The 17,290-nt window shown below is 45.3% G+C and carries 23 protein-coding genes; 21 read left to right on the forward strand and 2 right to left on the reverse strand.

The features are described 5' to 3' along the window. The first annotated feature begins 10 nt into the window (after nucleotides 1–10). The 10 genes from mlaD to hisD all read left to right on the forward strand — a co-directional run bounded on the left by mlaD (nucleotide 11) and on the right by hisD (nucleotide 7,396). The gene (gene mlaD / locus ICN43_RS01780) at nucleotides 11–493 is read left to right on the forward strand and encodes an outer membrane lipid asymmetry maintenance protein MlaD (RefSeq protein WP_216196916.1); all 483 of its coding nucleotides are present in this window, start codon (nucleotides 11–13) and stop codon (nucleotides 491–493) included. Continuing rightward, on the forward strand, nucleotides 493–1,239 hold the full coding sequence (locus ICN43_RS01785; RefSeq protein WP_216196917.1) for a VacJ family lipoprotein: 747 nt from the start codon (nucleotides 493–495) through the stop codon (nucleotides 1,237–1,239). The genes mlaD and ICN43_RS01785 overlap by 1 nt, the downstream gene beginning before the upstream one ends. Before the next feature lie 73 nt (nucleotides 1,240–1,312). Next, nucleotides 1,313–1,960: a phospholipid-binding protein MlaC gene (locus tag ICN43_RS01790; protein ID WP_216196918.1), complete on the forward strand. Its 648-nt coding sequence runs from the start codon at nucleotides 1,313–1,315 to the stop codon at nucleotides 1,958–1,960. A gap of 33 nt (nucleotides 1,961–1,993) precedes the next feature. Continuing rightward, nucleotides 1,994–2,254: a lipid asymmetry maintenance protein MlaB gene (locus tag ICN43_RS01795; RefSeq protein WP_216196919.1), complete on the forward strand. Its 261-nt coding sequence runs from the start codon at nucleotides 1,994–1,996 to the stop codon at nucleotides 2,252–2,254. A 1-nt stretch (nucleotide 2,255) separates the two neighbouring features. Beyond that, a complete protein-coding gene (locus ICN43_RS01800; protein ID WP_216196920.1) occupies nucleotides 2,256–3,008 on the forward strand; it encodes an ABC transporter ATP-binding protein in 753 nt (250 codons plus the stop codon). Further along, a complete protein-coding gene (locus tag ICN43_RS01805; RefSeq protein ID WP_216196921.1) occupies nucleotides 3,005–3,793 on the forward strand; it encodes an ABC transporter permease in 789 nt (262 codons plus the stop codon). Before ICN43_RS01800 ends, ICN43_RS01805 begins: the two co-directional genes overlap by 4 nt. Before the next feature lie 66 nt (nucleotides 3,794–3,859). Next, the gene (locus tag ICN43_RS01810; protein ID WP_216196922.1) at nucleotides 3,860–4,108 is read left to right on the forward strand and encodes a BolA family protein; all 249 of its coding nucleotides are present in this window, start codon (nucleotides 3,860–3,862) and stop codon (nucleotides 4,106–4,108) included. 33 nt (nucleotides 4,109–4,141) lie between these two features. Beyond that, nucleotides 4,142–5,416, forward strand: coding sequence for a UDP-N-acetylglucosamine 1-carboxyvinyltransferase (gene murA, locus ICN43_RS01815; protein ID WP_216196923.1), 1,275 nt, complete (start codon nucleotides 4,142–4,144; stop codon nucleotides 5,414–5,416). A 20-nt stretch (nucleotides 5,417–5,436) separates the two neighbouring features. Beyond that, nucleotides 5,437–6,063, forward strand: coding sequence for an ATP phosphoribosyltransferase (gene hisG / locus ICN43_RS01820; protein WP_216196924.1), 627 nt, complete (start codon nucleotides 5,437–5,439; stop codon nucleotides 6,061–6,063). A 61-nt stretch (nucleotides 6,064–6,124) separates the two neighbouring features. Beyond that, nucleotides 6,125–7,396 (forward strand): histidinol dehydrogenase, encoded by a 1,272-nt coding sequence (gene hisD, locus ICN43_RS01825; RefSeq protein ID WP_370623190.1) that lies wholly within the window; start codon nucleotides 6,125–6,127, stop codon nucleotides 7,394–7,396. A gap of 2 nt (nucleotides 7,397–7,398) precedes the next feature. Here the strand turns inward: hisD and hisC are convergent, their stop codons facing one another. Further along, on the reverse strand, nucleotides 7,399–8,472 hold the full coding sequence (gene hisC, locus ICN43_RS01830; protein ID WP_216196926.1) for a histidinol-phosphate transaminase: 1,074 nt from the start codon (nucleotides 8,470–8,472) through the stop codon (nucleotides 7,399–7,401). A gap of 126 nt (nucleotides 8,473–8,598) precedes the next feature. Here hisC and hisB point away from each other — a divergent pair, with 126 nt between their 5' ends. The 10 genes from hisB to tatC all read left to right on the forward strand — a co-directional run bounded on the left by hisB (nucleotide 8,599) and on the right by tatC (nucleotide 14,314). After that, a complete protein-coding gene (hisB, locus tag ICN43_RS01835) occupies nucleotides 8,599–9,186 on the forward strand; it encodes an imidazoleglycerol-phosphate dehydratase HisB (RefSeq protein ID WP_088526719.1) in 588 nt (195 codons plus the stop codon). A gap of 62 nt (nucleotides 9,187–9,248) precedes the next feature. Next, nucleotides 9,249–9,911, forward strand: a complete 663-nt coding sequence (gene hisH / locus ICN43_RS01840) for an imidazole glycerol phosphate synthase subunit HisH (protein WP_216196927.1) — start codon at nucleotides 9,249–9,251, stop codon at nucleotides 9,909–9,911. Between the two features lie 18 nt (nucleotides 9,912–9,929). Next, the gene (hisA, locus tag ICN43_RS01845; RefSeq protein WP_216196928.1) at nucleotides 9,930–10,691 is read left to right on the forward strand and encodes a 1-(5-phosphoribosyl)-5-[(5-phosphoribosylamino)methylideneamino]imidazole-4-carboxamide isomerase; all 762 of its coding nucleotides are present in this window, start codon (nucleotides 9,930–9,932) and stop codon (nucleotides 10,689–10,691) included. Between the two features lie 11 nt (nucleotides 10,692–10,702). Then, nucleotides 10,703–11,461 (forward strand): imidazole glycerol phosphate synthase subunit HisF, encoded by a 759-nt coding sequence (hisF, locus tag ICN43_RS01850; protein ID WP_216196929.1) that lies wholly within the window; start codon nucleotides 10,703–10,705, stop codon nucleotides 11,459–11,461. Nucleotides 11,462–11,493: 32 nt separating this feature from the next. Next, the gene (gene hisI, locus ICN43_RS01855) at nucleotides 11,494–11,895 is read left to right on the forward strand and encodes a phosphoribosyl-AMP cyclohydrolase (RefSeq protein WP_216196930.1); all 402 of its coding nucleotides are present in this window, start codon (nucleotides 11,494–11,496) and stop codon (nucleotides 11,893–11,895) included. Between the two features lie 44 nt (nucleotides 11,896–11,939). After that, nucleotides 11,940–12,341: a phosphoribosyl-ATP diphosphatase gene (locus ICN43_RS01860; protein ID WP_216196931.1), complete on the forward strand. Its 402-nt coding sequence runs from the start codon at nucleotides 11,940–11,942 to the stop codon at nucleotides 12,339–12,341. 41 nt (nucleotides 12,342–12,382) lie between these two features. After that, a complete protein-coding gene (locus ICN43_RS01865) occupies nucleotides 12,383–12,739 on the forward strand; it encodes an HIT domain-containing protein (protein ID WP_216196932.1) in 357 nt (118 codons plus the stop codon). A 16-nt stretch (nucleotides 12,740–12,755) separates the two neighbouring features. Further along, on the forward strand, nucleotides 12,756–12,986 hold the full coding sequence (tatA, locus tag ICN43_RS01870) for a Sec-independent protein translocase subunit TatA (RefSeq protein WP_216196933.1): 231 nt from the start codon (nucleotides 12,756–12,758) through the stop codon (nucleotides 12,984–12,986). Nucleotides 12,987–13,013: 27 nt separating this feature from the next. Beyond that, entirely contained in the window at nucleotides 13,014–13,490 is a 477-nt protein-coding gene (gene tatB / locus ICN43_RS01875) for a Sec-independent protein translocase protein TatB (RefSeq protein ID WP_216196934.1), read from the forward strand. A gap of 32 nt (nucleotides 13,491–13,522) precedes the next feature. Further along, nucleotides 13,523–14,314, forward strand: coding sequence for a twin-arginine translocase subunit TatC (gene tatC, locus ICN43_RS01880; protein ID WP_216196935.1), 792 nt, complete (start codon nucleotides 13,523–13,525; stop codon nucleotides 14,312–14,314). On the opposite strand, the gene ICN43_RS01885 is transcribed toward tatC, so the two are convergent. Further along, the gene (locus ICN43_RS01885; protein ID WP_216196936.1) at nucleotides 14,299–15,753 is read right to left on the reverse strand and encodes a tetratricopeptide repeat protein; all 1,455 of its coding nucleotides are present in this window, start codon (nucleotides 15,751–15,753) and stop codon (nucleotides 14,299–14,301) included. The genes tatC and ICN43_RS01885 overlap by 16 nt on opposite strands. A 208-nt stretch (nucleotides 15,754–15,961) precedes the next feature. Between ICN43_RS01885 and ICN43_RS01890 the strand changes: the two genes are divergently transcribed. Beyond that, nucleotides 15,962–17,104 (forward strand): porin, encoded by a 1,143-nt coding sequence (locus ICN43_RS01890; RefSeq protein ID WP_216196937.1) that lies wholly within the window; start codon nucleotides 15,962–15,964, stop codon nucleotides 17,102–17,104. Nucleotides 17,105–17,290 lie beyond the last annotated feature (186 nt).

Genomic DNA, 17,290 nt, shown 5'->3' on the forward strand with positions numbered 1-17,290 from the left:
TGGGACTCTTATGAGAAAAAGTGCAATTGATGTTTGGGTTGGAATCTTTGTAGCCATTGGTTTGCTGGCTGCTTTATTTCTGGCATTGAAGGTCGGCAATATGAATGCCGTTTCCTTTGCTCCTACTTACAAAATTTCTGCGCGTTTTGACAATATCGGTGGACTCAAACCACGTGCACCTGTCAAAAGTGCTGGTGTAGTTGTTGGCCGTATTGCCAATATTGCTTTTGATGACAAGACTTATCAAGCTACTGTCACTATGACCATTGAAGATACTTATAAATTTCCTAAGGATTCTGCTGCCAAGATTTTGACCTCAGGTTTATTGGGTGAACAATATATTGGGCTTGAAGCTGGTGGCTCTGATGAAATGTTAGCTACTGGAGATAAGATTACTCAGACTCAGTCTGCGGTTGTCCTTGAAAATTTGATTAGCCAGTTCTTGTATAACAAGGCTGCCGATAGCGGTAAAGATAAGGGCGCTGAAAAGTAATGCAGTGGCTTGTGAAACTTAAACGTCTTGTTCTGCTTGGCATGGCAGCTGGAATGGTAGGTTGTGCCTCTATTCCTGCTGGCGTAGAGCCTTCCCCACAGGATCCATGGGAGCCGTTCAACCGTTCTGTTTTTGAATTCAATGAAGGCTTAGATGCCTATTTACTCAAGCCAGTAGTCGCTGGCTACCGCTTTGTCTTGCCAGAGTTTGTGCGTGACGGCATTTATAACTTCTTTAGTAACTACAGTGATATCTACACCGCATTGCAGAATCTTTTGCAGGGCAAGCCCGACTATGCCTTTAGTGATCTTATGCGGGTAGTGGTCAACACCACCTTTGGTTTGGGAGGCCTAATCGATATGGCAACGCCTGGCGGCCTACCGAAGCATAAGGAAGATTGGGGTCAAACCTTTGGCGTCTGGGGCATTCCTTCTGGCCCATATGTGGTTTTACCGTTCTTTGGCCCCAGTAGTGTCCGAGATACCTTTGGGACGGCAGCTGATTTGGAGTCAGATTATCTTTTTGCTTACGTTAAAGATATTGGTTTGCGTAATAGCATTACTGGCCTGCGCGTAGTTAACGCGCGTAACACGTATTACGAAGCGGGCGACCTATTAGACGGGGCAGCAATCGATAAATATAGTTTTATGCGAGATGCTTATATTCAGCGACGGGAATATCAAATTAATGAAGGACGCGAAGATAGGGAGCCCCTCATGCCGGTTTATGAAAACCCCTACGAATAAAGGCGATCAAGCCTAGGCTGATTTCCTTTAAGGGCTAAAATGAGACCCAATGACCGTCATTAATCGAGGACACATGAAAAGCCAAAAAACGATTCAAAAATACTTTGCAGCAATGCTATCAAGCTTGGCTTTGTTTGCCGCTAGCGTTTCTGCTCAGGCAGTTGATCAGTCCACGCCAGACGGTTTGATTAAGACTGTAGTGTCTGACGTGATGGCTTCCGTGAAGTCTGATCCGGAAATTCAAAAAGGGAATATTCCGCGTATCGTAGAGCTGGTAGAAAAGAAAATTCTTCCTTATGCCGATATGCGCCGCACTACTGAAATGGCCATGGGGCCCAATTGGAAAAAAGCAACGCCTGAACAGCAAGTGCAATTGGTTAATGAGTTTAAAAGCTTGCTCATTCGCACATACTCTGGCGCCTTGAGCCAGTTGCGTGACCAGACTATTCAATTTAAACCTTTGCGTGCAGCTCCAGATGACAAAGAGGTAGTTGTGAGGACTGTAGTGATTGGTCGTGGTGATCCGATACCGCTTGACTATCGCCTTGAAAAAACAAGTAATGGCTGGAAAGTCTATGACATGAATATCATGGGTGTCTGGTTGGTTGAGGCCTATCGCAATCAATTTGCGAATCAAATTAGCCAGAATGGTGTCGATGGTCTCGTGAAGTTTTTGCAGGATCGTAATAAACAGCTTGCTGCTACGAAGCCAGCCAACTAGATGTCACATAAGACCAATTAAAGAAAATATCAGATGCCATTTTTATTGCCCGTTTCTGTGACACAGGACAATGTCTTGCAATTAGAAAAAGATGGCCTGTTAAATCTTGCGACATTGAAAACGGTGGATTGCATCAATCTCAAGGATTTTGACTCTACAGTATTAACGGTTTTATTAGCGTGGCAGAAAAAACTACAGGCAGATGGCCGGCAGATTTCAGTGCAAAACGTACCAGAAAAATTAACTGTATTAGCTAGGGTGTATGGTGTTGCAGAGTTGCTAGGTTTGTCATAGCATGCACGCAGCAATATCCATAAAAAACGTATCTAAAAATTATGGTGCACTCCAAGCCTTAGATGACGTTTCCTTATCAATTGAGCAGGGCGAGTTCTTTGGTTTGCTTGGCCCCAATGGTGCAGGTAAGACAACCCTTATCTCCATTCTTGCTGGCTTAATTACTGCGGATAGCGGGTATGCAGAAATTATGGGTGCTGATGTTCAATTTCGCTTTCGTGATGCGCGCCGAATGCTAGGTGTGGTGCCACAGGAGTTAGTATTTGATCCCTTTTTTACCGTTAGAGAGACCTTGCAATTTCAGTCTGGTTATTTTGGCATTCGTCACAACGATGCTTGGATTGACGAGATTATGGCCAACTTAGATCTCACTAATAAAGCTGATAGTAATATGCGCTCCTTATCTGGCGGTATGAAGCGCCGTGTATTGGTGGCGCAGGCTTTAGTTCATAGACCACCCGTGATTATTTTAGATGAACCTACAGCAGGTGTTGACGTAGAGCTGCGGCAATCTCTCTGGCAATTCATTAGTCGATTAAACCAAGATGGCCATACGATTGTTTTAACAACCCATTACCTCGAGGAAGCTGAGGCATTATGTCAGCGCATTGCCATGCTCAAGCAAGGCAAGATTGTTGCCTTAGACACTACTGCGAATTTATTGAGTCAATATGGCTCGGTAAAAAAAGATGGTGAGGGCAAGACGGATCTCGAAGATGTGTTTGTCAACATCATGTCGGGAGGCGCTCGATGAAATCTGTTTTGAATAAATTACCCATCTCTTATGGCAGTGGCTTTCCAACGCTTCTACGAAAAGAAGTGAAGCGTTTTTATAAGGTGGCGTTTCAGACGGTTGCAGCTCCAGTTCTTACCGCTGTGCTGTATTTAATGATTTTTGGGCATGTGCTCGAGGGCAAAGAGGTGTACGGTCGTCTCAATTACACGGCCTTCCTAATTCCTGGTTTAGTCATGATGAGTGTGTTGCAAAATGCATTTGCTAATACCTCCTCATCAATCATTCAATCTAAGGTGACGGGAAATCTAGTTTTTGTCTTACTGGCCCCTTTTAGTCACTTAGAGTTTTATGCTGCGTATGTCTTGGCTGCAGTGTTGCGTGGCATTGTCGTGGGCTCCGGTGTATTGCTGATTACCGCCTGGTTTGCTATGCCATCTTTTGAATATCCACTATGGATCATAGCGTTTGCGCTTTTGGGCGCTGCAATTTTGGGAAGCATGGGTTTAATTGCAGGTATCTGGGCCGATAAGTACGATCAATTGGCGGCCTTCCAGAATTTCATCATCATGCCAGCAACAATGCTATCGGGCGTGTTTTATTCCATCCATTCTTTGCCAGCAGCATGGCAAGTGGTCTCTCACTTCAATCCATTTTTCTACATGATTGATGGATTCCGCTACGGCTTCTTTGGAGTGTCAGATATTTCTCCTTGGAATAGTTTTGCGATTGTTGCTTGCTTCTTTATTGTGGTATCAGCAATCGCTTTACGTTTGCTACAAAAAGGCTACAAGCTCAGGCACTAGTTGAGCTTGAGCTTTCCCCAAATACATACGAAGCATTATTCAGAAATTAGAAATCAGGAGATTGTGATGTTCCCAACCCCAGAGCAAATTGAAGGCTATATTCAGCAAGGCCTCACATGCACTCATGTCAAAGTTGAAGGTGATGGTCAACACTTCTTTGCGACGATTGTGAGTCCAGAGTTTGAGGGTAAGCGTTTGATTCAGCGCCATCAATTGGTATATGGTGCCATGGGCGATCGCATGAAAGCAGAAGTTCATGCTTTATCAATCAAAGCGTTTACGCCACAAGAGTTTTCGCAAAGTACCCCAACTTAAAATACGACATTAGCTTTTCATTGGAATAGATTCATGGACAAATTACGAATGGTTGGCGGCACCCCCCTGAAGGGTGAGGTAGCGATTGCTGGCGCAAAGAACGCGGCATTACCAATTTTATGCGCTTGTTTACTCACTGATCAGCCCATTAGTTTGCAAAATGTTCCTGACTTACAAGATGTTCGAACCATGCTCAAGCTCTTGCAAGAAATTGGTGTGCTCGTTACCTTCCCAGATACGAATAATCGCAATCATGTAGTGCTAAATGCGGCTAATATTAAGAGCTCTGAAGCAACTTATGAGATGGTGAAAACCATGCGCGCCTCTATTTTGGTACTGGGCCCACTTCTTGCCAGAATGCATAGCGCTAAGGTTTCACTACCGGGTGGGTGCGCGATTGGCGCGCGTCCAGTTGATCAGCATATTAAGGGTCTAAAAGCGATGGGTGCCACGATCACGATTAAGAGTGGCTACATCCAGGCAGAAACTAAATCTACCTCGGGTCGCTTACAAGGCGCTTCAATCTTGACTGACATGATCACCGTAACCGGTACAGAGAATTTATTGATGGCCGCTACTTTGGCATCGAGAACAACCATTCTCGAGAATGCCGCACGTGAGCCTGAAGTAGGTGACTTAGCAGAGTTGCTCGTCAAAATGGGTGCGAAGATTACCGGTATCGGTAGTGATCGCTTAGTCATCGAGGGGGTTGAAAAGCTTCATGGCGCAGAACATGCTGTGATTGCCGACAGGATCGAGGCGGGTACATTTTTGTGCGCAGTCGCAGCTACTGGCGGTGAGATTTTAGTAAAGCACTGCCGCCCAGATACATTAGATGCTGTAATCGTCAAACTTAAAGAAGCCGGTTTAGAGATGGAAGTGGGCCCTGATTGGATTAGGGCCTCCATGAAAAGCCGCCCAAAAGCAGTTAGTTTCCGTACCTCTGAGTATCCGGCTTTCCCAACGGATATGCAGGCTCAGCTCATGGCAGTCAATGCGATTGCTGTAGGTAATGCCACGATCACTGAAACGATCTTTGAAAACCGCTTTATGCACGTCCAAGAGATGAATCGCCTCGGCGCAGATATTGCGATTGAAGGCAATACAGCGATTGCGCAAGGTGTAGAGAAGCTTTCTGGGGCAATCGTGATGGCTACAGATTTACGAGCATCCGCCAGCCTGGTGATTGCCGGACTGGCCGCCCAAGGTGAAACCCAGGTGGACCGAATTTATCACTTAGATCGTGGTTATGACCGCATGGAGCAAAAGTTGACCCTGTTAGGAGCCAACATTCAGCGAATCAAGTAAGCCTGATGGATAATTAGTCCATGAAGTTAACTCTAGCCCTCTCGAAGGGGCGCATCTTCGAAGAAACCGCCGAGATCTTATCTAAGATCGGCATTCGTCCGCTTGAGGATCCAGAGAAGTCACGCAAACTCATTATTGAGACCTCAAATCCAGATGTGCGCCTCATTATTGTGCGCGCTTCAGACGTGCCGACTTACGTTCAGTTTGGCGGGGCGGATTTTGGGGTTGCCGGCCTTGATGTCTTGATGGAAAACGGCACCGATGGCCTATATGTTCCATTTGATTTGAATATTGCTAAATGTCGCATGTCTGTTGCGGTTAAAGAAGGTTTTGATTACGCTGCTGCAGTAAAGCAGGGTTCTCGTTTAAAAGTTGCCACTAAGTATGTCAATTGCGCACGCGAACACTTTGCCAACAAAGGTGTTCACATTGATACGATTCATTTATATGGTTCGATGGAGTTAGCTCCCTTGGTTGGTCTAGCAGATGCGATTGTGGATTTAGTGTCTACAGGCAATACCTTACGCGCAAATGGTTTGGTTGAGGTCGAACCAATCGCTGATATCAGTGCACGCTTAGTGGTTAATCAAGCTTCTTATAAACGTAAGCGCACAAAGCTTCAACCATTCTTTGAGTTGCTGAAGTAAAGAAATTCACATGTCAGCAGACGTCAAAGTCAAACTCCTTAATAGCCAAGATGCAGGGTTTATGGCAACCTTGCTCTCTAGCCTATCTTTGCCAATGGCAGATGATGAGGCAATTGATGCTGCAGTAGTTAACATCTTGGCGCAAGTAAAGGTGAATGGCGATGCTGCAGTGCTGGATTTCACAAAACAGTTTGATCGCTTAAATGTTGCTAGTGTTGCTGAGTTAGAGATATCTCAAGAAGCATTAAAAAATGCTTACGATGATTTATCGGTTGAGCAAAAAAATGCCTTAGATATTGCTGCACAGCGAGTACGCTCATATCACGAGAAGCAAAAGAATGAAGCGGGTTGTCACTCTTGGGAGTACGAGGAGGCTGATGGCACGCGTTTGGGTCAAAAAGTCACAGCATTAGATCGCGTCGGAATTTATGTTCCCGGCGGTAAAGCTGCCTATCCATCCTCCGTGTTAATGAACGCGATCCCTGCAAAAGTTGCTGGTGTCAAAGAAGTCATCATGGTGGTACCTACCCCCGATGGCGCTCGTAACCCTTTAGTTTTGGCAGCCGCTTATTTATCTGGCGTTGATCGCGTCTTTACGATTGGTGGTGCCCAAGCTGTTGGTGCTTTAGCCTACGGCACACAAACTATTCCGCCGGTAGATAAAATTGTTGGTCCTGGTAATGCCTATGTAGCAGCAGCTAAGCGCAGAGTATTTGGCACCGTTGGCATCGATATGATCGCCGGCCCTTCAGAAATTTTAGTTCTCTGTGATGGCTCTAGCAATCCTGATTGGATTGCAATGGATTTGTTCTCGCAGGCTGAGCATGATGAGTTGGCGCAATCTATTTTGCTTTGCCCAGATGAGCAATTTATTCTGCAAGTGCAAGCAAGTATTAATAAGTTATTACCTGAAATGCCTAGAAAGCAAGTGATTGAAACATCGCTTACTAATCGTGCGTTATTGATTAAGGTAAATGATATGGGTGAGGCCTGTGAAATTGCTAATGCGATTGCTGCGGAACATTTAGAGATTTGTGCTGGTGAGCCTCGCAAGTGGGCTGAGTTAATTCGTCATGCCGGCGCTATCTTTATGGGTAACTACACCAGTGAATCCTTGGGTGATTATTGCGCTGGCCCAAATCACGTTTTACCAACAGCTCGTACTGCGCGCTTCTCTTCTCCATTGGGGGTGTATGACTTTATCAAGCGCTCGAGCATGATTGAGGTGAGCGAAGCAGGAGCTCAAACACTAGGTGTTGTCGCCAGTACACTCGCACATGGTGAGGGCTTAACAGCTCATGCCCGTGCTGCAGAGATGCGCCTGAATAAATAAATTTAAGCGCTAGCCAAAATTTCCTTTAGGGCGCTAATCAATTCATTTGTTTGATCATCGGTACCAATGGTGATGCGCAGAAATTCTTCAATCCTTGGTGACTTGAAGTGACGCACAATAATTCCACGATCGCGTAAAGATTGATATAGCTTTGCACCAGCGTATTTCGCATGGCGCGTAAAAATAAAGTTGGCTGTTGATGGCAGAGTGTCAAAACCTAGCGCTGCCAGTTCATTTACCAGGTGCTCGCGAGTCTGAATTACCTTTTTACTCGTCGATTCTAAATGGGCTGGATCTCGTATTGCAGCAATTGCTCCAGCTTGTGCCAAGCGGCCTAGTGGGTAGGAGTTAAAACTGTTCTTGACTCGCTCTAGACCCTCAATCAGCGCCGGGTGCCCCACTGCAAATCCTACTCGTAGTCCTGCCAGAGCGCGTGACTTTGATAGGGTATGAACGACCAAGAGGTTTTCTGGGCAAGCATTCCCGCGAAGCAATGGAATGCAAGACTCGGTTCCATAGTCGACATAAGCTTCATCAATCACCACTACGGATTCTGTATTTCTGTGGAGAAGGGTCTCGATGTCTGATCGTGGAATGGCGCGACCAGTAGGGGCGTTGGGATTGGGGAAAATAATTCCGCCATTAGGGGCTTTGAGGTTCTGGGTTTGGATCTCAAAATTGCTACCCAAGGGAACTGTTTGGTAGTCGATACCAAATAACTTGCAATACACTGGGTAGAAGCTATACGTGATATCCGGAAATTGGACCGGTTGAGCTTGTTTGAGGAGGCCTAAAAAGACGTGAGCCAGCACTTCATCGGAGCCATTTCCTAAAAACACCTGTTTAGGGTCTAGACCGTGTAAATCGGCTATAGCCCTTTTAAGAGCCATTCCTTCTGGGTCTGGATAGAGCCTTAAATCATCCGTGTTTTGCTGATTAATGGCAGCCAAAGCCTTAGGGGAGGGACCATATGGGCTCTCATTCGTATTGAGCTTTACCAAGCGTTGCATTTGCGGTTGCTCCCCGGGAACGTAAGGGGTAAGGGTCTGAACAACGGGGCTCCAAAAGCGGCTCATGAGGGACTCTAGTCAAAAATCAGCAAAAATGAATAAAAGCCAGCAATCAAAATCGGCATTTATATCTCTATTAGGAATGATATTATGAGGCTTCAATCAACACTTCGCCTCGCGGCGCACTGAAGCATGCGGCAAGCCGACGTTACCCGAAACACTTCGGAAACCAAAATTCAAATTGCCATCAATTTAGATGGCACAGGTAAAGCTGAGCTAGCCTCTGGCGTGCCCTTTCTGGACCATATGTTGGATCAAATTGCCCGTCACGGCATGATTGACCTTAAAGTGGTCGCAAAAGGCGATACCCATATTGATGATCACCATACTGTTGAAGATGTGGGCATTACCTTGGGCCAGGCATTTGCCAAGGCGGTTGGCGATAAAGCAGGCATTACTCGTTATGGCCACTCCTATGTTCCTTTGGATGAAACCCTTTCCCGCGTAGTGGTTGATTTTTCAGGTCGTCCAGGCTTGGAGTTCAACGTTCCATTTACCCGTGCACGTGTGGGTGACTTTGACGTAGATCTCAGCATCGAGTTCTTCCGTGGTTTTGTAAACCACGCTGGTGTGACTTTGCATATTGATAATTTACGCGGAATTAATGCTCATCACCAAATTGAAACCGTGTTTAAGGCCTTTGGTCGTGCTTTACGCATGGCCCTAGAGCTCGATCCACGCGCTTCCGGTGTCGTTCCTTCTACTAAAGGCAGCCTCTAATCTAGAAAATTTCTAGCGTTGAGTAGAAGACTGTCAAAAAACTACAGAACATAGGCTAACAATTGGCGCAGACCATTGCGATCATTGACTACGGAATGGGTAATCTACGTTCCGTATATCAAGCCTTTCAGCATGTGGCGCCCGATGCTAATGTGCTGATTGCACATACTCCAGCAGAGATCAACTCCGCAGAGCGGGTAGTACTTCCAGGCCAGGGCGCCATGCCAGATTGTATGAAGCATCTCGAAGAGTCTAGTTTATTGGAGGCACTGTTGGATGCCGTTAAAAATAAACCACTTTTAGGTGTTTGTGTGGGCGAGCAGATGCTCTTTGATCAAAGCGCAGAAGTGCGAGCAAATTCCCCATCAGATTGGACTCCATGCTTGGGATTAATTTCTGGCGAAGTACGACGTTTTGACTTGGCTGGAAAATTACAGCCAGATAACTCCGTATACAAGGTGCCACATATGGGCTGGAATCAGGTTCGTCAGGATTCTCAGCATCCGCTTTGGGCTGGTATTCCGGATTTGACGAGCTTTTATTTTGTACATAGTTACTATGCTGTCCCGCAGCGCAAGGAAGATATTGCAGGCTCAACAGAATATGGTGATTGGTTTACTTCTGCAGTTGCAAGGGATAATATTTTTGCAACGCAATTTCACCCAGAAAAAAGTGCAGAATACGGATTAAAGCTCTACAAAAACTTTGTTTCTTGGCAACCTTAATATTTTCTAATTACCGCTATGCTGCTGATTCCCGCGATTGACTTAAAAGACGGCCACTGTGTTCGACTCGAGCAAGGTGACATGGATAAAGCCACTGTGTTTTCTGAGGATCCAGGGGCGATGGCTGCCCATTGGATTGGTAAGGGCGCGCGCCGTTTACATCTCGTAGATTTAAACGGAGCTTTCGCTGGCAAACTGAAGAATGAGTCTGCAATCAAATCTATTTTGAAAGCAGTAGGAGATGAGATTCCAGTTCAGTTAGGTGGCGGTATTCGAGATCTTGAAACCATCGAGCGTTTATTGGATGATGGTATTAGTACTGTGATTATTGGTACTGCCGCAGTCAAGAGCCCCGGCTTTGTACAAGATGCCTGCACAGCTTTTCCTGGTCAAATCATGGTAGGGTTAGATGCACGTGATGGCAAGGTAGCAACAGATGGCTGGAGCAAGATTACTGGACACGAAGTGATTGACCTTGCAAAGAAATTTGAAGATTACGGTGTTGAGGCAATCATCTATACCGACATTGGCCGAGACGGCATGATGAAGGGCATCAATATGGATGCCACTATTAAGTTAGCACAAGCTATTCGAATTCCGGTGATTGCTAGTGGTGGCTTATCTAACAATCAAGACATTGAAGCGCTCTGCGAAGCTGAATCTGAAGGTGTTATGGGTGTAATTGCCGGGCGTTCAATTTACGCTGGTGATTTAGATTTAACTTCAGCGCAAAAATATGCTGATGAGTTAACGCTGAAGTTCGCTAAGAAAATTACCTAGAGTGCTTATCAGTGCTAACTAAGAGAATCATTCCTTGCCTTGATGTCACAGCAGGGCGCGTAGTTAAGGGTGTGAACTTTATTGGCCTGCGTGATGCAGGTGATCCAGTAGAGATTGCAAAACGTTACGATACTCAGGGTGCGGATGAGCTTACTTTCTTAGATATCACTGCGACTTCCGATGGACGCGATCTGATATTGCACATCATTGAAGATGTTGCATCCCAGGTATTTATTCCTTTGACTGTTGGTGGCGGTGTACGTGCAGTAGCTGATGTACGTCGCTTACTTAATGCCGGTGCTGATAAGGTCAGCATGAACTCTTCGGCTGTAGCAAACCCAGATTTAGTTTCAGATGCAGCAGCTTATTACGGTTCGCAGTGTATCGTCGTTGCTATAGACGCTAAAAAAACTGTAGCCGGTAACTGGGAAGTATTTACCCATGGTGGAAGAACTGCGACAGGTATGGATGTAGTTACCTGGGCCTGTGAAGTTGCCAAACGTGGCGCTGGAGAAATTCTACTCACCAGCATGAACCGTGACGGTAGCAAAGATGGTTTCGATCTAGAGCTGACTGCCGCAGTAAGTGATGCAGTGACTGTCCCTGTGATTGCCTCTGGTGGTGTGGGTAATCTACAGCATTTGGTCGATGGCATTACTAGAGGTCATGCTGATGCAGTACTTGCAGCAAGTATTTTTCACTATGGCGAATACACTGTTAGCCAGGCAAAAGAATATATGGCGAGCCAAGGTATCCCGGTTCGCATTTAAAGCTCAACAAAATAAATTCAGAGAAAATCTACATGAGCGCATTCACCCCCATTGAATCTTTACAGGCAGGAACATGGCTAGATGCTGTTACTTGGAATGAGCAGGGTTTAGTACCGGTGATCGCTCAAGAGGTGGGTAGTAAAGATGTCTTGATGATGGCCTGGATGAACCGCGACGCCCTATTGGCTACTTTGCGTTTGGGCGAAGCTGTTTACTGGACACGCTCAAGGCAAAAACTGTGGCACAAGGGTGAAGAGTCTGGTCATACTCAAAAGGTGAGCGAAATTCGCCTTGACTGTGACGGCGATACGATTTTGCTTATGGTTGAGCAAAAAGACGGTATTGCTTGCCATACTGGTGAGCACAGCTGCTTTTTTCTGAGATGGGATTCTGGTACATCCGCTTGGGTTGATGAGTCTAAGGACCATAAATAATGCTGTCTTGTCCTTTTCGGCAATAAAAGACATAAAATCGTTTTATGACTAGTCCAGTACAAAAACCCTCTAATTTAGATTTCGCTTTGGCTCATTTGGCTGATGTGGTCGATCAGCGACGTGATGCATTTAAAGCTGGTCAAGCTGATCCAAAGACTTCGTACACTGCCTTGCTTTTCTCAAAGGGCGACGATGGGATCTTAAAGAAGATTGGTGAAGAAGCTACCGAGACGGTGATGGCAGCTAAAGATGTGCGCAGCTCCAATCTGGACCCCGAGCAGCTAAAACTCTTGGTGGGTGAGATGGCTGACCTTTGGTTTCACTGCCTGATTGCCTTGTCACAGTTTGGTTTACGCCCTGAAGACGTTGTCGCGGAGCTCAATCGTCGTTTGGGTACTTCTGGCATTGAAGAGAAGGCTGCTAGAAAAGCTGCTGGTCAAGAGTAAGTAAAAAACCTTATAAATTCATCAAAACTAGAGGCGAAAGCGTGAGCCACGATCCGAATTGCTTGTTTTGCAAGATCTCCATGGGTGAAATCCCGTCCCAAAAAGTGTATGAGGATGATGAGATTTATGCCTTTAAGGATATTAATCCAGCCGCCCCCGTTCATTTTTTGATGATTCCCAAAAAGCATATTCCCATGCTGGAGTCTGCGGATGTGGCAGATGCGCCATTGCTAGGTAGAATGATGGAATTAGCACCACGTCTCGCCAAAGAGCAGGGTTGCCGTCCCGGTAAAGATGGTGGCTTTAGATTGGTAGTGAACAATGGTGCAGATGGTGGGCAAGAGGTATATCACTTGCACTTGCATGTGATGGGCGGTCCCCGCCCCTGGAAAAAATAGTCCGAGGAGATTAAAAATGGGTTCATTTAGCATTTGGCATTGGTTAATTGTTTTGGTAATCGTGATGTTGGTATTTGGTACCAAGAAATTGCGCAATATCGGTACAGACCTAGGCGGCGCTGTTAAGGGTTTTAAAGATGGTATGAAAACCCCTGAAGAGGCTGAAGAGAAAAAAGAGCAGATTCAGAGTGCTGCCGCATCAACAGAAAAAACTGTAGATGTGCAGGCAAAAGATCTGAATAAATAATTTAGATTGAAATAATGCGCGCCTGCAATGATTGATCTCGGAGTTTCAAAGCTTGCACTCATTGCAGTAGTTGCATTGGTGGTGGTTGGTCCAGAACGTCTTCCTAAGATAGCCCGTATGGCGGGTAATTTGTTCGGACGCGCTCAACGCTATATGGCGGATGTGAAATCTGAAGTCAGTCGCCAGATGGAAGTCGAGGAGTTTAAGAAGCTGCGGGAGGAGAGTGTATCTGCATTTAAGGATGTGGAAAGCAGTCTTCAGTCCACCGTTCAAGAAGCTGGCGTAAATCTGAGTGATCAGGCGGATATCTTTGAAAATAACTACACCAGAGCGCCGCTGGATGAAAAAGAAGTTTTGCAAAAATCGATACGCCAGGGTCGTAAAAGCTGGGGCGTTAAGCGTGCTGCCAGACCAATTTGGTTTAAGCACACTACAGGCATGCGAACACGCGTTCAATCCGGCGCTGCAAGAATGAAACGCTTTCATCACAGCGCCGGCAAATAAATACGCTTATAGCCAAGTAAAAAATCTTATAAATGACGCAAAATAACTCAACAGAAGATTCAGGCCTACAAGAATCTTTTCTATCTCATTTGTTTGAGTTGCGCGATCGTATTATTAAGGCAGCATTAGCCATTATTGTGGTTTTTGTTTCTCTCGTATATTGGGCGCCTGACATTTTTCATTTCTTTGCGCAGCCGCTCCTGGACTCATTACCTTCTGGTGGCAAGATGATCGTAACTGACATCACGGGATCATTCTTTGTGCCCATGAAGGTCACCATGCTGGTTGCCTTCTTAATTGCATTACCAGTGGTGATGTATCAACTTTGGGCATTTATTGCACCTGGCTTATATCAACATGAGCGTAAGTTGATCGTGCCACTCATTTTGAGTAGCTATAGCTTGTTTATATTTGGTATGGCATTCGCCTACTTTTTGGTATTTCCTACTGTATTTGAATTTATGGCCAGCTATAACGCGCCCTTGGGTGCGGAGATGTCTACTGATATTGATAAGTACCTGAGTTTTGCTATGAATACTTTCCTAGCATTTGGACTTACTTTTGAAGTTCCGGTTGTTGTCGTTGTGTTGGTTCGAATGGGTATGGTTCCCCTGGAAAAGCTCAGAGAGATTCGTCCCTATGTGATTGTTGGCGCATTTGTTATTTCAGCGATAGTGACACCGCCAGATGTACTTTCACAACTGCTCCTGGCAATACCAATGAGCTTGCTCTATGAGTTGGGCCTCTTAATTGCGCGTTTCTATGTCCCTAAACCTTCGGATGATGAGGACACAACAACTCCGGATACTCAAGCTAGCGCCTGATCTTGTGAGAATGTGGCCTTAAGCCATTCTGTAACTCGGTCAAAACGATAGCGCCTTTGTCGTAGGTTGCCCTCCTGCTCCGTTTCAATACCGACAAATGCTTTGCCAGCGGCTAATAGAGTGCGACGCTGTTGAGTGCTATCTATCTGAATTAATCTAGGTAGGATTTTCGGAAGCTCATGACGAATATCCACAACTACACAGTGCTCATGTTGCAGCTGCCCGACATCACATAAAAGTAATTCTGCCTTGCTGAAATTAAATTGATTAGCAATGATGATGCGATGACATAGCAAGATCCATTCTTCATCCAATTTATGTTCGGCATGATGGTTTAGCGCTTCTTCAGCAAAAGTAGCAAGCTCATGCCAATCATTCTGTTTTGGGTTCGAAACGTTTTCAAGAATTTTCCCTAGTAGCTCTTTTGCTTCAGGTACGCCTTGTTGGTGGGCTTGCCATATCCAATACGAGGCTTGCAAGCCACGAACTTTCTCTTCAATTTTTTCGCGCTTGCGCCATAAGTTAGCGCCCCTTCTCAACTGGGCTTCCGCATGACCTAAGTCTGCCGCACGATCAAAGCATCGATCACTTTCCGCAGCGTTATATCCAGAAAATTGTGGGCGACGATAAATTTCTCCCAATGCAAACCATGCAGCACGATCACCATCTTTGGCTGCTAACTCTAACCAGTAGGCCGCCTTCTTGAGGGAGGCATTCGATTTACCGATTGACTTGCTACTAGACTCATGGAGCTGAGCTAGTCTTAAGCCTAAGGTTAATCTCGCCACTGTTAGACCTAGTTCAGCTGCTTGTAAAAGCGCGTCTTCGTTTTGATCGATAAGCCAGCTATTCCAGAGAGAGGTGAGCGCTTCATCTTTTGGTTGAAGCTTGATCGATAGCTCTTTTGCGAAATTAGTGAAAGCATTTTCTGATTCAGCTAACTTGGATAAAAATTGCTTGGCGATTTTTATCAGTGATGCAAGATCTTTATCCCCCTCTTGTTTAGAAAGCCAATTCGCAATCTCCGCTTGAAGATCTTTTTTATCGGGATGTAAAAGTAGTTCAGCAAGTTGCCACTGTGCCGCATGGCTTTCAGGAATATGAGATTCAGCCAGCGCCCAAAATGATTTCCAGCCAAATGAAAAGGCTGGTGAATCTAAGGTTTTTACCAAAGGCACTGCTGAGATTTGCTGGAGCACCCTCAAAAACTCAGGAGAAGTACTGTCAAATTCAGGGGGCTGAGTATCGTCTGGACTTAGTTGGTTAGCTAGTTGATTCTGAATGGATAAATAAGATTTCTCCAGCCAAATCAGGGCGTTAGCGGGTTGGATAGGGGTTTTAAAGGCTCCCGTCAAATAGGCTGACGCCAAACTTTGTTGTGCGGATACATCACCTATTCGGGCGGATTGCAGGATTTTTAAGAATTCTCGGCTTGCCATATGACAATTTTGGCATTCATGGCCTCAAAAAGACAGAAATCAAAGCCCTTGTTGCCCTGATACAACGAAGAAAGCCAAAAAACTGCCTTTTGACAAGCAAAAAGAGCTCCTAATTACCCTTACCCCCAGTCTAGCTGGGCAAAACAAGCAAAATTCGTAAGTCCCAGTTTTATTTGGGCATTACTTTCAATTTATGGAGATTTAAAGAATGAAAAAATCGCTATTCGCAGTTGCAGCGTTATCAGCTATTGCTGGTGCAGCTCAAGCTCAGTCATCAGTGACTGTTTATGGTATTTTGGACGTTGGCTATTCCAATACATCAACACGTAATGCAGCTACTAAACAAAACACAAGCCTGTTCGATCAATCACGTGAAACTTCAAGCCGTTTAGGTTTCAAAGGTACTGAAGATTTGGGTGGCGGCACTTCAGCATTCTTCACTGCTGAGTTTGGTTTAACTCCACAATCTACAACCGCGTCTAGCATGGATAACCGCCAGACATTCGTTGGTTTAGCTAAAAAAGGTTTGGGTAAAACTTCCTTAGGTACTCAGTACACTGTTCTGCATGATCAAGTATCAGCAACTGATCCAGGCGGAAGCAATAACGTGGTTGGCTCTATCATTCGTCCAGCTGGTAGCTCCACTAACCAGGAATCTGGTCAATACAATGCTTCTACTGCTGAAGTAGTTGCTTCTACCAACAACTTGAAGTTCAACACCGAAAAGTTTGCTGGTTTTGGTCTGAATGCAATGTATGTACAAAATGGTAAGAATGCAACTCAGACTGCTACAAATACTGGTGGTACCACTAACTACTCAGGTTGGGGTGTAACTGGCGATTATTCATGGAAAAAATTGTATGCAACAGTTGCATACCAGTCATTTAAGCAGGAGCAAACTAGCTCTGCAACTGCAGCCATTCCAACTAGCTGGTCAACCGACAACACTGTTAGCACTTCAAGCAATACAACAGATAATGGTTTCTACGGCGCGGCTACTTATGACTTTGGCATCCTCAAAGCATATGCTAACTACATCAGCCGTAAGATAACTAGTAACGTCGATAGCAGCCAGTACCTCAAGCGTTCTGGTCAGCAGATTGGTGTTCGTAGCTACATCACTCCAACAATCGAAGGTTGGGCCTCTATTGGTACTGGCCGTTACTCTGCTTATGGTGCAAACAAACCAACAGCTAACTTCAATGCATGGCAGTTGGGTTCAAACTACTACCTCAGCAAGCGTACAAATCTGTACGGTATCTATGGTCAAAGTTTGACATCAAGCACAACTAATACAGTTGGCGGTGCTGCTGCTAGCCAGTTCGCAGTTGGCGTACGTCACACTTTCTAATTTAAAGCTAGCTTAAGCTAGTTTTAGACTAAGAAATTAGTTGTAAATTTGAACCCATCGTGGAAACGCGATGGGTTTTTTATTGCTTAGCCATATCGAAGCAATGCCCACATCAATTTTTAATTAAGCCATCAAGATATGAAATTTTTCTCAACAGCTTTTTTAGTTCTACTAACACTCATATTG

It is taken from the genome of Polynucleobacter sp. UK-Mo-2m-Kol15 (genome assembly GCF_018881505.1).
In the GTDB taxonomy this organism is placed as follows: domain Bacteria; phylum Pseudomonadota; class Gammaproteobacteria; order Burkholderiales; family Burkholderiaceae; genus Polynucleobacter.

Coding starts and splice junctions, on each gene's coding strand:
- mlaD (WP_216196916.1), top strand. CDS start 11: ATGAGAAAAAGTGCAATTGATGTTTGGGTTGGAATCTTTGTAGCCATT.
- ICN43_RS01785 (WP_216196917.1), top strand. CDS start 493: ATGCAGTGGCTTGTGAAACTTAAACGTCTTGTTCTGCTTGGCATGGCA.
- ICN43_RS01790 (WP_216196918.1), top strand. CDS start 1,313: ATGAAAAGCCAAAAAACGATTCAAAAATACTTTGCAGCAATGCTATCA.
- ICN43_RS01795 (WP_216196919.1), top strand. CDS start 1,994: ATGCCATTTTTATTGCCCGTTTCTGTGACACAGGACAATGTCTTGCAA.
- ICN43_RS01800 (WP_216196920.1), top strand. CDS start 2,256: ATGCACGCAGCAATATCCATAAAAAACGTATCTAAAAATTATGGTGCA.
- ICN43_RS01805 (WP_216196921.1), top strand. CDS start 3,005: ATGAAATCTGTTTTGAATAAATTACCCATCTCTTATGGCAGTGGCTTT.
- ICN43_RS01810 (WP_216196922.1), top strand. CDS start 3,860: ATGTTCCCAACCCCAGAGCAAATTGAAGGCTATATTCAGCAAGGCCTC.
- murA (WP_216196923.1), top strand. CDS start 4,142: ATGGACAAATTACGAATGGTTGGCGGCACCCCCCTGAAGGGTGAGGTA.
- hisG (WP_216196924.1), top strand. CDS start 5,437: ATGAAGTTAACTCTAGCCCTCTCGAAGGGGCGCATCTTCGAAGAAACC.
- hisD (WP_370623190.1), top strand. CDS start 6,125: ATGGCAACCTTGCTCTCTAGCCTATCTTTGCCAATGGCAGATGATGAG.
- hisC (WP_216196926.1), bottom strand. CDS start 8,472: ATGAGCCGCTTTTGGAGCCCCGTTGTTCAGACCCTTACCCCTTACGTT.
- hisB (WP_088526719.1), top strand. CDS start 8,599: ATGCGGCAAGCCGACGTTACCCGAAACACTTCGGAAACCAAAATTCAA.
- hisA (WP_216196928.1), top strand. CDS start 9,930: ATGCTGCTGATTCCCGCGATTGACTTAAAAGACGGCCACTGTGTTCGA.
- hisI (WP_216196930.1), top strand. CDS start 11,494: ATGAGCGCATTCACCCCCATTGAATCTTTACAGGCAGGAACATGGCTA.
- ICN43_RS01860 (WP_216196931.1), top strand. CDS start 11,940: ATGACTAGTCCAGTACAAAAACCCTCTAATTTAGATTTCGCTTTGGCT.
- tatA (WP_216196933.1), top strand. CDS start 12,756: ATGGGTTCATTTAGCATTTGGCATTGGTTAATTGTTTTGGTAATCGTG.
- tatB (WP_216196934.1), top strand. CDS start 13,014: ATGATTGATCTCGGAGTTTCAAAGCTTGCACTCATTGCAGTAGTTGCA.
- tatC (WP_216196935.1), top strand. CDS start 13,523: ATGACGCAAAATAACTCAACAGAAGATTCAGGCCTACAAGAATCTTTT.
- ICN43_RS01885 (WP_216196936.1), bottom strand. CDS start 15,753: ATGGCAAGCCGAGAATTCTTAAAAATCCTGCAATCCGCCCGAATAGGT.
- ICN43_RS01890 (WP_216196937.1), top strand. CDS start 15,962: ATGAAAAAATCGCTATTCGCAGTTGCAGCGTTATCAGCTATTGCTGGT.